This window comes from Mesorhizobium sp. LSJC269B00, from assembly GCF_000502815.1.
GTDB lineage: Bacteria > Pseudomonadota > Alphaproteobacteria > Rhizobiales > Rhizobiaceae > Mesorhizobium.
In genome coordinates this window covers 250,311-263,962 of the sequence record NZ_AYVN01000002.1, presented here as the reverse complement: position 1 = coordinate 263,962, position 13,652 = coordinate 250,311, and the positions used below count along the sequence as shown (strand labels likewise).

Here is a 13,652-nt window from a genome sequence, read left to right as displayed (position 1 = left end):
GGCGCGCTCACAGCGACCCGAAAAGGACCGCCACACCTTCCGCAATCGATGACCGTGGTGGCCCAAGAGGATATAGTCAGATCCCCTCCCCATCCAGCCGCATCTACTCCGCAGCCTGAACCCGATTGGCCTGGATGACCGCCCGGATCTCGGACCGGCAGGAGCCGCAATTGGTGCCGGCCTTCAGGGCGCCGCCTATGGCTTCGACTGTCGCGCACCCGGCTGCCACTGCCGCCGCGATCTGGTTGACCCCGACGCTGAAACAGGAGCAGACGGTCGCGCCCGCATCGGGCCGATCGGCGCCGGCGCGACCGGCGACGATCCTGAAGCGTTCGCGTTGGCTGGTGTGAACCTCCTGGAGTTGCTGTGCCGCCCAACCCCGCGAAACCGCCACCGGTCCCGACGCGATAAACAAAGCCCCGGCGAGGTGCTGGTCGTCGAAGGCAGCAATACGATGCTGGCCGGTATCGCGGTCGTGATAAGCGAGCGTATCGGCTACGGGAACATCGAAAAGCGAACCAGCAAAACCAGCCCAGTCGATGTCGTCGTCAGCAAAGGCAAGCTCCACCCGCCAGCCGCCCTTGCATTTGGCCACGGCCCAGTAATCTGCTGCGACCGCCACCGGCTTGCGGCGCACCACGGCGAAGCCGAAGGCTCTCGCGGCGAACTTCTCGATGCGGGCGCCGACATGTTTCAGCGCAGGCTGACCGGAAACCGGATCGGTCAGAGGCGCGGTCAGCGTGTCGAGCCGGCCTTTTGCCGAAAACTGGTCAGTCCAGTGCATCGGCGCAAACACGCTGCCCTGGCGCTGGCGTGCCGTCACCAGCGCGCGCACCAGCACATCGCCGCGCGGGCTGGAGACGCGCACGATGTCGGCGTCGCCAATGCCGTGATGCGTGGCATCCGCGGGGTGGATCTCGACGAAGGGCTCGGCCATGTGCTGGGAGAGACGTGGGCTTTTCCCAGTGCGGGTCATCGTGTGCCAATGGTCGCGAACACGGCCGGTGTTGAGGATCAGCGGATAGTCCGGGCTGGTGCGTGTCTCGACGATGGGACGAATGGCGATGAAGCGGGCCTTGCGGTCGGGATTGTAGAAATTGCCGTTGGCGAAGAAGCGGGTGCTGGAAGGGTCAAGTCCCGCTTGAACACCCCCCTCTGTCCTGCCGGACATCTCCCCCGCAAGGGGGGAGATTGGCAGCTTTGACGCCGGCATATCTTCTGCATCGTTGGTAATTGGCGAAGGCCGAGGCGACGGCTGATCTCCCCCCTTGCGGGGGAGATGGCCGGCAGGCCAGAGGGGGGTGGCTGTGCTCGGCGCCGGCCACTGGAACGGAGCCAATTCTTCATAGGCGTCGGCATCGATCGCACCATAAGCGCCGATATCGAAATCCCGCGCGCCGTCATTCTCGAAACCCGACAGCGCGGCGTGTTCGGCGAAAACCTCCGCCGGCGTCACATGCGCAAACGCCTCGCCAAACCCCATCCGCTTGCCCACCTCGGCAATGATCTGCCAATCCGGCCGCGCCTCGCCAGGCACCGCAAGAAAGCTGCGCTGGCGCGAGATGCGGCGCTCTGAATTGGTCACGGTGCCGTCCTTCTCGCCCCATGCGGCGGCGGGCAGCCGCACATGGCCGTGGCGCACGGTGTCCGTGCTCGCCAGCACATCCGAAACCGCGACAAACGGGCAGGCCTTGATCGCTGCCTCGACGGCATCGGCATCCGGCATCGAATCGACCGGGTTGGTGGCCATGATCCACAGCGCCTTGATGCGCCCGTCGGCCACCGCCTGAAACATCTCGACCGCCTTCAGACCGGGCTTTTGGGCGACGGCCGGCGCATTCCAGAAACGCTGCACGCGGTCGCGGTGCTCGGGGTTTTCGATCTCCATATGGGCGGCCAGCATATTGGCCATGCCGCCGACCTCGCGGCCGCCCATGGCGTTGGGCTGGCCGGTCACTGAAAACGGCCCTGCCCCAGGTTTGCCGATGCGGCCGGTGGCGAGATGGCAGTTGATGATGGCGTTGACCTTGTCGGTGCCCGAAGACGACTGGTTCACTCCCTGGCTGTAGACCGTGACGGTTTTCGCAGTCGCGGCGAACAGGTTGTAGAAGCGGGTGAGCTCGTCCTCGCTCAGGCCGGTGGCGGCGGCGATGCCGGCAAGGTCGAGCGCCGATGCGGCGAAGAGAGCTTGGCCGAAGCCGGTCGTGTGTGCGGTCACATAGCCACGGTCGAGTGCGTTGTGCCGGCCGAGCCAGGCGAGCAGGCCGGTGAACAAAGCAACGTCGCCATCCGGCGCGATCGCCAGGTGAATGTCGGCGATATCAGCGGTCATGGTGCGGCGCGGGTCGACCAGCACGACCTTCATCTCCGGTCGTTTTTCCCGGGCCGCCGCGATGCGCTGGAAGAGCACGGGATGGCACCAGGCGAGATTGGAGCCGACCAGCACGATCAGGTCGGCGAGCTCGAGATCCTCGTAGGTGCCGGGCACGGTGTCGGAGCCGAAGGCGCGGCGGTGGCCGGCAACCGAGGAGGCCATGCATAGCCGCGAATTGGTGTCGATGTTGGCCGAGCCGATGAAGCCCTTCATCAGCTTGTTGGCGACATAGTAGTCTTCGGTCAGCAACTGGCCGGAGACATAGAAGGCGACGGAGTCAGGACCGTGCTCGGCGATGGTTTGCGAAAAGGTCGAAGCGACGCGGTCGAGCGCCTCGTCCCAGCCGGCACGGCGACCGTGGACTTCGGGGTAGAGCAGCCTGCCGTCGAGGTCGATGGTTTCGGCCAGGGCCGAGCCCTTGGAGCAGAGCCGGCCGAAGTTCGCTGGATGGTCGGGGTCGCCGCGGACGCTGACTTCACCGTTCGCGGCGACTTTCGCCAGCACGCCGCAACCCACCCCGCAATAGGGGCAGGTGGTCCTCACCTCGCGCGCTTCGCCCAGTTCCATGCTTCAGGCCGCGCGGCTGGCCAGCGCTTTCAGCGCAATGAACAGGAGCTCGCCCTCGATCCGCACAGGAATGGTGCGCACGGCGCCCTCGTCGGCGCCGAGCGCCTTGCCCGTCTCCAGCGAGATGACCCAATTGTGCAAGGGACAGGTGACGGCGGTGCCGTGGACGATGCCTTGGCTCAGCGGCCCACCTCTGTGCGGGCAATGATCGTCGATGGCGTAGACCTGATCGTCCTGCGTGCGGAAGACGGCGATCTTACCCTCGGGTGTGTCGACGCAGCGCGCGCCACGCCGCGGGATGTCGGAGAGTGAGCCGATCGATATCCAGTCCATTTTGATCACTCCGCCGCCTGCGCAAACCCGACAGAAGCCATTGGCCGGAACTCGTGCTTGTCCTTGCCGGAGACGCGTTCCGACCACGGGTCGACCTGGGCGAATTTCTGGCTGAAGACGAAGCGCTCGTAATAGGCCTTGCGCTTTGCACCGTCGTCCATGATCTGGCGCTTGATCTCGGGGATGCCGATGCGCTTGGCCCATTTGTAGATGCGCTCGAGATAGCGGCCCTGCTCGCGATACATCTGCGTCAGCGCCACGATATGCTCCAGCGCCTCGTCCTCGGTCTTGACCAGGCCAAGCACTTCGGTGCCCTTGATGTCGAGGCCGGCGGCGCCGGCGAAATGGATCTCGTAGCCACTGTCGACACAGATCACGCCGACATCCTTGCAGGTCGCCTCGGCGCAGTTACGCGGACAGCCCGACACCGCCATTTTGACCTTGGCCGGGGTCCACGAGCCCCACATGAATTTCTCGATGCGAATGCCGAGGCCGGTCGAATCCTGCGTGCCGAAGCGGCACCAGTCGGAGCCGACACAGGTCTTCACCGTGCGCAGGCCCTTGGCGTAAGCATGGCCTGAGACGAAGCCGGCCTGGCCGAGATCGGCCCACACCGCCGGCAGATCCTCCTTGCGGATGCCCAGCATGTCGATGCGCTGGCCGCCGGTGACCTTGACCATCGGTATCTCGAACTTATCGACGACGTCGGCGATGGCGCGCAGTTCGGCGGCGTTGGTGACGCCGCCCCACATGCGCGGCACCACCGAATAGGTGCCGTCCTTCTGGATGTTGGCGTGGACGCGTTCGTTGATGAAGCGCGACTGATAGTCGTCGGCGTAATCGTTCGGCCAGTCGCAGACGAGGTAGTAGTTGAGCGCCGGCCGACATTTTGCGCAGCCGCAGGAGGTCGTCCATTCCAGCTCCTGCATGACGGCGGGAATGGTCTTCAGGCTCTTGGCGATGATCAGCCGGCGCACCTCGTCATGGCCGAGCGTGGTGCAGCCGCACATCGGTTGCACGGCGGCCGGGTTGTATTTGTCGCCGATGGTCAGCACCATCAGCTTCTCGACCAGCCCGGTGCACGAACCGCAGGAAGCCGATGCCTTGGTGTGGGCGCGCACGTCGTCGAGCGAAGCCAGGCCCTTGGCCGTGATCGCGCCGGTGATCTTTCCCTTGCAAACGCCGTTGCAGCCGCAGATTTCCGCATCATCCGGCAAGGCTGCAACGGCCGCCATAGGGTCCAGCGGGGCACCCCCCTGGTAGGACTGGCCGAAGATGAGCGTGTCGCGCATCTCCGATATGTCGGTCTGCTTCTTCTTGAGATCGTTGAACCAGGCCCCATCCGCCGTCTCGCCATAAAGCACGGTGCCGATGATGCGGTCGTCCTTGAGCACAAGGCGCTTGTAGACGCCGGCGGCGGCATCGCGCAGCACGATCTCCTGGCGGTCCTCGCCTTCGGCGAAGTCGCCAAGCGAGAACAGGTCGATGCCGGTGACCTTGAGCTTGGTCGGCGTGTCCATGTGGACGAAGGCCGCTGCCTCGTTGCCGGCCAACTGGTTCGCGGCAACGCGCGCCATCTCATAGAGCGGCGCGACCAGCCCGTAGACCTGGCCGTAGACCTCGGCGCATTCGCCGAGCGCGTAGATGTCGGGGTCATTGCTGCGCATGCCGGCATCGACGACAATACCACGATTGACGGCTATGCCGGCCTCCCTGGCCAGCGCCGCATTCGGCCGGATGCCAACCGCCATCACCACCAGCGTTGCCGGGATGATGGTGCCGTCGGCAAGCTCCACCTGCCCGACCTTGCCGTTGCCGGTGATCGCCTGGGTGTTGGCCTTGGTGATGACCTTGATGCCGCGCTGTTCCACCGCGCGCTGCAGGAGATAGCCGGCGGCTGGATCGAGCTGACGCTCCATCAATGTCGGCATGACATGCAGCACGGTGACGTCCATGCCTTGGGCGTTCAAACCTGCTGCCGCCTCCAGCCCGAGCAGGCCGCCGCCGATGACCACGGCCTTGGCGCGCGACTGGGCGGCAAGCATCATGGCCTGAACATCGTCGAGGTCGCGATAGGTCAGCACCCCCGGCAGATCATGGCCGGGCACCGGAATGATAAAGGGCACCGATCCGGTGGCGATGACGAGCTTGTCGTAAGGCTCGGTGACGCCGTGATCGGAGGTGACTGTCTTGGCCGCCCGGTCGATGGCGACGATCTTGTGACCTTTGTAGAGGGTGATGTTGTTGGCGATGTACCAGCCGTCGCCGTGGATGATGATTTCCTCATAGGCCTTTTCGCCGGAGAGAACCGGCGACAGCATGATGCGGTCGTAGTTCACCCGCGGCTCGGCGTTGAAAATGGTCACGGTGTAGCGGCCCGGCGCCTGTTCGAGCAGATGCTCCAGCATGCGCCCGGGGGCCATGCCGTTGCCGATGATGACGAGTTTTTCGGTCATGGCGTTACTCCGCGGCTTCGACGAAGCGGTGGCGTTCATAGAGGAACTTCAGCACCGCTTCGCGGCAGCGCAGGAAGGTGCGGTCGGAAGAGAGTTCGACGCGTCGACGCGGCCGCAGCAGCGGCACCGCAAGCACCTCGCCGATTGTCGCCGCCGGACCGTTGGTCATCATGACGATGCGGTCGGACAACAGCACCGCCTCGTCGACATCGTGGGTGATCATGATCGTCGTCGAGCCGAGCCTGGAATGGATGTCCATGACCGCATCCTGCAGATGGGCGCGCGTCAGCGCGTCGAGTGCCCCGAACGGCTCGTCGAGCAAAAGGATCTTCGGCTCCATGGCAAGCGCCCGGGCAATGCCGACGCGCTGCTTCATGCCGCCCGATATTTCGGCCGGCCGCTTGTCCTTGGCATGGGCCATCTGCACGAGATCGAGATTGCGCATGATCCAGTCATGTCGCTCGGTCCTGCTCTTGGAACGGCCAAAGACTTTCGACACCGCCAGGCTGATGTTTTCGTAGACGGTGAGCCATGGCAGCAGGCTGTGGTTCTGGAACACCACGGCGCGCTCGGGTCCGGGGCTGTCGACCTCCTTGTTTTCAAGCAGCACGGCGCCGGCGGAAACCTTGGTCAGCCCGGCGATCAGATTGAGCAAGGTCGACTTGCCACAGCCGGAATGGCCGATGATGGAGACGAATTCGCCCTTGTCGATGGTCAGCCTGATGTCCTTGAGCACCTCGCTGACCTGACCGCCGCGGGCAAAGGATTTGTCGATATGGTCGAGCTTCAGATAGGCCGTCATCGCCCTCTCCTCACTTTGCCGTTGTGCCGCGGGTGACGAAAGCGCCGACCGCAGCGACCAGGCGGTCGAGGCAGAAGCCGGTGACGCCGATATAGGCGAGCGCGACGATGATGTCGGGCAGCCGCGACGAGTTCCAGGCGTCCCAGATGAAGAAGCCGATGCCGACGCCGCCGGTCAGCATTTCGGCGGCGACGATGGCGAGCCAGGACAGGCCGATGCCGATTCTGAGGCCGGTGAAGATGTAGGGTGCGGCGGCCGGAACCATGATCTTGACGAAGAATTCGAACTGGTTGAGCCGCAAGATGCGCGAGACGTTGCGGTAGTCTTCCGGAATGTTTCGCACGCCGACGGCGGTGTTGATGATGATCGGCCAGATCGAGGTGATGAAGATAACGAACAGCGCCGACGGGCTGGAATCGCGGAAAGCAGCCAGTGACAGCGGCAACCAGGCCAGCGGCGGCACGGTGCGCAGTATCTGGAACACCGGATCGAGGCCACGCATGGCCCAGATCGACTGGCCGACCAGGGCGCCGAGCGCGACGCCGACGATCGCCGCCAGGCCGAAGCCGATGGCGACGCGCTGCAGAGAGATCAGCACCCGCCACGCAAGGCCGATATCCTGCGGGCCGTTGTTGAAGAACGGATGCGCGATCAGATCATAGGCCTCGTTCCACACCTGGCTGGGCGGCGGCAGGCTGGCGGTCGGCGACGAGCAGGCGATCTGCCACACGACCAGCATGAAGGCGATAACGATGACCGGCGGCACCAGGGCGGTGGCCAGCCTGCCGGCGATCGCGATCGGGTCGAAGCGGCGCCGCGCTTTGGCGGTGAAAGCGATGACCGCGGCAGGCTTGGCGGGGAACGCCTTCACCGTGGTTTCCTCAATGGCTTGGATGGACATGTCTGGGTATAACTCCGGGGTCGATGCGGGCGACAACGGCGAAGCGCCGTTGCGCTGGGGCGACAAACGGCGCAACGCACCGTTTGCGCTGGTCAAGCCGATGCCTTGATCTTCAGGCTGTCGAGATAGGCCGACGGGTTGGCCGGGTCGAAAATCTTGCCGTCGAAGAAGGTCTCGACGCCGCGCGACGACGAGGCCGGAATATCGGCTGCGGCAACGCCGAGATCCTTCGCCGCCTCGCGCCAGATATCCTCGCGATTGACCTGATCGACCAGCGTCTTGATGTCGGTGGTCGGCGCGAATTTTCCCCAACGGATGTTTTCGGCGAGGAACCAGCTGTCGTGGCTCTTGTAGGGATAGGAGACGCCACCCTTCCAGAATTTCATGTAGAGGTCAGTGCCGGTGGCCACGCGGCCGTTGCCGTAGTTGATGTCGCCCTTGAGGCGGCCGATAATGTCGGCGACAGGCACGTTCATCCATTGCCGCTTGCCGATGATGGCGGCCATCTCGTCCTTGTTCTCCGTGGCCTCGCACCATTGCTGGGCCTCCATGACGGCCATCACGATCGCCTTGGTGGCGTTCGGGTATTTGTCGATGAATTCGGCGCGCAGGCCGAGCGCCTTTTCGGGATGACCCTTCCACAGTTCGCCGGTGGTGGCGGCGGTGAAACCAACGCCTTGGTGGACGAGCTGTTCGTTCCACGGTTCGCCAACGCAGAACACGTCCATGTTGCCGACTTTCATGTTGGCGACCATCTGCGGCGGCGGCACGACAATGGTCGAGACGTCCTTGTCGGGATCGATGCCGCCGGCGGCCAGCCAGTAACGGAGCCACAAATCATGAGTGCCGCCCGGGAACGTCATGGCGGCCTTGATTTCCTTGCCTGCCGCCTTCTTGGCGGCGAAGGCGTCCTTCAGCTTGGAGGCGTCGAGGCCGACACCGGTGCCGGCGTATTCCTGCGCAACCGAAATGCCCTGGCAGTCGTAGTTGAGCCGCGCCACGATAGCCATCGGCATCGGCTGGTTGTTCTGCGTCACCTTGCCGGTGTGCATGAGATACGGCAGCGGCGTCAGGATGTGAGCGCCGTCGATGCCGTTGGCTTCGCCGCCGAGCATCAGATTGTCGCGCGTCGCGCCCCAGGAGGCCTGCTTGAGCACCTCGACGTCGGGCATGCCGAACTTGGCGAACAGCCCCTTCTCCTTGGCGATCATCAGCGGCGCCGCGTCGGTCAGCGCGATGAAGCCGAGCTTGGCGCCGGTGACCTCCGGAGCGGTCGTGGCGGCATAGGCGCCCGAGGGGAAGAGCTTGCGGGCCGCCACGAACAGGCCGGCCGTCATGGCGCTGCTGACAAGAAAATCGCGGCGCGTCACATCCTTGAGCGATGTTCCCGTCCCGATCCATTTCCCTATTTTTTCTTTCATCGTGATCTCCGGTTGAACGCTTCGTCGAGTGGCCCAAAACAAAAAAGCCGCCGTCCAGGCCTCGCGCGTCCGTACATCCGGGATCGCGTCGTTGACCTGAGCGGCAGCTTTGCCTGTGGCGCCCGCCATTGGACGCCTGTTCCGTGACCCGCGAAGGGCCTGGCTAATTCAAAGCAGGAACCGTGCCAGTTCTGAGTGAAACGAAAAACCTAAATGAAATCAACATTACGCGCCAGACGCCGGCACGCGAGGCGACATCGCAAGCAGGTCAAAGATTGTTCATTACAGCAATCGCACGCACATTTTTTGTGCAATGCACAAGAATGGCGCGAGAATGATCAGGCTTCCGCGCGAGCCGCTTTCTGGCGCGCAATATAGCCGTCGATCTCGTCGGGGTCGAAGGTCTGACCGTCGAAGAAGCCGTCCGGCCCAAGCACCAAGCCTGCCCCGGTCGCACCGACAGCCGTGGCGACCTTAAGCGCGCCCTCGACCTTCGCATTGGCGCCGGGAAGTGCAACGCCAAGCGGCTTTAGCGCCGAGCGGTAGAGGTCGGGACGGTAGCAGTCACGGGCGATAGCAAGGTTTTCCGGCGTGTGCTCGACATGCCCCCAGCGCACCATCTGCGTATAGAACCACAGCGCATGGCTCTTCCACGGAAAGTTCGCCGCCTTGTCGAAGGGCAGGAAGAAGTCGTCGACATCCAGTTCGGCGCCGCCGCCCAGTTCAAGATGGCCGGTCAGGATCGGCATCTGGACAGCTGGTGGCAGGCCCAGGAAGCCAGCTTGAGCCATCACACCAGCCAGTTCGGCGTGGTTGCCCCGATCCTGGCACCAGCGCGCCGAATGATGCAGCGCGCGCAGCAATGCTGCCAGCGCGACCGGGTTCTCCTGCGACCAGGCCTTGCGCACGCCGATCACCTTCTCCGGACTGTTGCGCCACAGCAGCGCCTTGACGGTGACGATATGGCCGGTGCCGGCGGCGACCGAGGCGCTGTTCCAGGGCTCGCCGACGCAGTAGCCGTCGATCCGCCCGGCGACCAGCGCATCGGCCATGAAGGGCGGTGGCACGATGACGATCTCGATCTCGCGCTCCGGATCGATGCCGCACCCGGCAAGCCAGTAGCGCAGTTCGTAATTATGCCCCGAATGCGGGTGCACCACGGCAAAGCGCAGCGGATCGCCGCCAGCCCCGGCGCGGTCGCGAATGAAGGCACCGAGGGCTGCGCCCGCGCGCGCGGGCTCGAGATCGGGTATGGCGCCGTGTGCCGCCATGCCTTCCCAGACGGCGTTGGAGATGGTGACGCAATTGCCGCCAAGCCCGAGCGAAAACGGCACGATGGTCTCGGAAGCAAGCGGCGTCAGCCCGAGATTGCAGGCGAGCGGCATCGGCCCCAGCATGTGCGCCAGGTGGAAATGGCCGATGGCGATGCGGTCGCGGATGTTGGCCCAGGAGGTCTCGCGGTGCAGTGTGAGATCGATGCCCTCGCGCGCGGCAAATCCAAGCTCACCCGCCGCAACCAGCACGGCACTGTCGAAGAGCGGCATGAAGCCGGCGGTGATCTGGTGCTCGGCGCTCATGCTCATTCGTCCTCCGGCGGCCCGAGCAGCCCGGCGGCAGTCACCAGGCTCTGGGCAATGTCGCCGATCTTGCGGTTCTGGTTCATCGCCGTCTTGCGCAGCAGCGTGTAGGCGGCCTCTTCGGTCAGGCCGCGCGACTTCATCAGGATGCCCTTGGCACGGTCGATCACCTTGCGGCTCTCAAGCTCGCCTCGAACCTCTTCCAGCTCGCGCGCCATGCGCGAGAAAGCGTTGAAGCGGCTGACCGCCATGTCCAGGATCGGCTTGACGCGCTCTTGCCTGAGGCCGTCGACGACGTAGGCCGAAACGCCGGCATCGACCGCCGCTTCGATCGATGCCTGGTCCGATCGGTCGACGAACATGGCGATTGGCCGCTTCACCGCACGCGACAGCTGGAACATGTTTTCCAGCATGTCGCGGTTCGGGTTTTCCAGGTCGATGACGATGACGTCCGGCTCGATCTCGGCAATGCGCCGCGCAATGCCGGTCACGTCGTGGATGACGGTGACCCGCTCATGGCCGGCCTCGCGCAAACCTGCCTCGATGATCGCGGCGCGGATACGGTTTTCGTCGATGACCAGGACGGCGAGTGAGCTGCGGACCATGCGTGCATTGTGGGCAAGGTCGCAAAATTGTGCAATGCGGCATGGTCACAGGCTCCCGCCGCGGAGCAAACCCCGACCGACAACGACCCGGTCTGGGTGGTCGGGACAAGGAATGCAGCGCAACGCTGGCACTGGTGATGACAGCCTTGCCGGTCGCCTGGTGCCCTACCCAACGGTCTAGGTGCGATGAGACTTGCACCGCAACATCGGCTTGTTAAAGGTGGGGGCAACGACGGACATAGCTGTCCTTGCTCGCCGATCTGACCGGAAGGTTACCGCACGATGCTGCTCATGAAACGACGATTAGGGGCCAGGGAGCCGGCGCGCCCAGCACGGCGTCCCGGGAACCTGACGGCGATGTTCGTCCTGATAGCCGGGCCGCTCGTCCTTGGCATCGCCCTCCTGTTGGCTGGTCCGGCACAGGCCCAGGCACCGGCCGCCGTCACGCCCGACAAGGTCAAACAGCTGTTCGAGCTTCTCGACGATCCGTCGGTGAAGGCCTGGGTGGCCGAGCAACGAAATCAGGGCGCAGGATCGACGGATGCGCCTGCCGAGACTGGCGCTCCGCCGGCCGACGCCGTGGCCGCACCGGGCCAGATGAATACTATGGCATCCTCGACGCTCGATCGGATCAAGCATCACATCGAAAAGATCGTGCGAACCTTGCCTTCGCTGCCGGACCAGTTCGCGCGCGTCCGAGCCAATACCATGGATGATATGTCCAGCAAGGGCCCCGTCAGCATATTGGTGCTGATTGCGATCTTTATCGCTGCCGGCCTGGCGCTCACCTGGGCAATATACAAGCTCACCCGTCCATTTCGTCTTTGGATCATCGCGCAGCCCAGAGATACGCCCATCGGGCGGGCCAAGAAGATCGGCGGCCGCACCCTTTATTCCAGCATGATGATCGGCTCGTTCGCATTGGGCAGCGCCGGCGCGTTCATGCTGTTCGACTGGCCAGCGCTCATCCGCGAGATTGTGCTGACATTTCTGATGGCTGCGGTCTTTACGTGGGCTGTGCGCCTGTACGTGATGGCCACGCTCGTCCCTTCCTTCATGGAGGTCGAGCACGCCATCGAGGTTCGTGCCCTGCCGATCACCAACGGAGCTGCTGACCATTGGGCTTATTGGCTGCCCCGGATCGTCGGCGTTTTCGCCTTCTTCGCCGCCGCGTTTGTCCTCTTGCCGGGTCTCGGCATAGACCAGGACGGAATGATGGTCCTGTCCGTCGGCGCCGATTTCATCCTGCTGTTGCTCTTCCTGCTGGCCATTTGGCGTCGGCCAAGGACGCAGCGAGACGGCGCGCGCCACAGCGGTCACACGGCAGTGACATGGTTGTTGACGGCTTATTTCGTCGTTCTGTTCCTCGAACGCATTGCCGGCCTCTACACATTCTTCTGGTTTACCTTCACCGCATTCTTCCTGCCTTTGGCAATTGTGCTGACAGAGCGCGGGGTTAATTTCGTCCTGCGGCCCGGTTCGGAAGATGCGGGCCGGCCGACGATCCCGGCGGTGACGATCGCTGTCATCGATCGCGGTATCCGGATGATTTTCATCCTCGCGGCGGCTTACCTTCTCGCACGCGTACTGGGCCTGGACATGCAATCCATGCGCGGCAGCGATACGACCACCATGCTCATATTGCGCGGCTTGATCAACGTCGTGGTCATTGCCCTTGCTGCCGATTTCGGCTGGTCGATCATCAAAGCCTTGATCGAACGAAAGCTGGGCGTCGCGATACCGCAAGCGGTGGTGAGCGAAGAAGACATCCTCACCCTCGATCCGCATCAGGCGCGGCTGCACACGCTGTTGCCGATCATCCAGAACATTCTGCTAGCAGTGATCATCGTGATGGCGGTGCTGATGATGCTCGCTTCGATCGGCATCCAGATCGGCCCGCTGATCGCCGGCGCCGGCGTCGTCGGCGTCGCGGTGGGTTTTGGCGCGCAAACCATCGTCAAGGACGTGATCTCTGGCGTGTTTTATCTGCTCGACGATGCTTTCCGTGTCGGCGAATACATTTCATCGGGCAGCTACAGGGGTACGGTGGAGAGCTTTTCGCTGCGCTCGGTGAAGCTGCGCCACCATCGTGGTCCGCTGTTCACGATACCTTTCGGCGAACTCGGCGCCGTGCAGAACCAGAGCCGTGACTGGGTCACCGACAAATTCAACATCACCGTTGGCTATGACACCGATATCGACTTTGCTCGCAAACTGATCAAGCGAATTGGCCTGGAACTGGCGGAAGATCCGGAGTTCAAACACTGGGTGATCGAACCGATCAAGATGCAGGGGGTGCAGGAGTTCGGCGAGTACGGCATCGTCTTGAGGGTCAAGGTCACGACCAGACCTGGAGGCGCCTTCAGCATGAAAGGCAGGTTCTTTTTGCGCCTCCGCCAGGCCTTCAAGGAGCAGGGCATCGAACTCCCATTCCCGACCGTCCACGTCCAGGGGCTGCAAGACCCGCATGGGACAGAGAATGCGCCTTTGGAGATCACACCTGAATTGCGAATGGCCGTCGCGCAGTCGCACACCAATCGGCGCAGAAAAAAAGCCGGCACAACGGAGTAGGACGCTGTGATACCCGCCGGTCGCAACACGGCTTTCCGCGCAAAG

Annotated in this window: 9 protein-coding genes; 1 reads left to right on the top strand and 8 read right to left on the bottom strand. The window is 63.7% G+C overall.

Annotated features, from left to right (window positions below):
- Positions 1-103: 103 nt before the first annotated feature.
- The 8 genes from X771_RS159120 to X771_RS159155 all read right to left on the bottom strand — a co-directional run bounded on the left by X771_RS159120 (position 104) and on the right by X771_RS159155 (position 11,036).
- A complete protein-coding gene (locus X771_RS159120; RefSeq protein ID WP_023686955.1) occupies positions 104-2,941 on the bottom strand; it encodes a nitrate reductase in 2,838 nt (945 codons plus the stop codon).
- A gap of 3 nt (positions 2,942-2,944) precedes the next feature.
- The gene (nirD, locus tag X771_RS159125) at positions 2,945-3,274 is read right to left on the bottom strand and encodes a nitrite reductase small subunit NirD (RefSeq protein ID WP_023686954.1); all 330 of its coding nucleotides are present in this window, start codon (positions 3,272-3,274) and stop codon (positions 2,945-2,947) included.
- 5 nt (positions 3,275-3,279) lie between these two features.
- Positions 3,280-5,730 (bottom strand): nitrite reductase large subunit NirB, encoded by a 2,451-nt coding sequence (nirB, locus tag X771_RS159130; RefSeq protein WP_023686953.1) that lies wholly within the window; start codon positions 5,728-5,730, stop codon positions 3,280-3,282.
- 4 nt (positions 5,731-5,734) lie between these two features.
- Positions 5,735-6,532, bottom strand: a complete 798-nt coding sequence (locus tag X771_RS159135) for an ABC transporter ATP-binding protein (RefSeq protein WP_023667847.1) — start codon at positions 6,530-6,532, stop codon at positions 5,735-5,737.
- 10 nt (positions 6,533-6,542) lie between these two features.
- Complete coding sequence (gene ntrB / locus X771_RS159140; RefSeq protein WP_023682697.1) at positions 6,543-7,433, bottom strand: nitrate ABC transporter permease; 891 nt, start codon at positions 7,431-7,433, stop codon at positions 6,543-6,545.
- 92 nt (positions 7,434-7,525) lie between these two features.
- Complete coding sequence (locus X771_RS159145; RefSeq protein WP_023704740.1) at positions 7,526-8,854, bottom strand: CmpA/NrtA family ABC transporter substrate-binding protein; 1,329 nt, start codon at positions 8,852-8,854, stop codon at positions 7,526-7,528.
- Between the two features lie 338 nt (positions 8,855-9,192).
- Positions 9,193-10,431 carry a CmpA/NrtA family ABC transporter substrate-binding protein gene (locus tag X771_RS159150; protein ID WP_031201114.1) on the bottom strand — a complete coding sequence of 413 codons (1,239 nt, stop codon included), beginning with the start codon at positions 10,429-10,431 and terminating at the stop codon, positions 9,193-9,195.
- A 2-nt stretch (positions 10,432-10,433) separates the two neighbouring features.
- Positions 10,434-11,036, bottom strand: a complete 603-nt coding sequence (locus tag X771_RS159155; RefSeq protein ID WP_023686949.1) for an ANTAR domain-containing response regulator — start codon at positions 11,034-11,036, stop codon at positions 10,434-10,436.
- 282 nt (positions 11,037-11,318) lie between these two features.
- On the opposite strand from X771_RS159155, the gene X771_RS159160 reads away from it, so the two are divergent.
- Complete coding sequence (locus X771_RS159160; RefSeq protein WP_245262522.1) at positions 11,319-13,607, top strand: mechanosensitive ion channel family protein; 2,289 nt, start codon at positions 11,319-11,321, stop codon at positions 13,605-13,607.
- Positions 13,608-13,652: the final 45 nt, after the last annotated feature.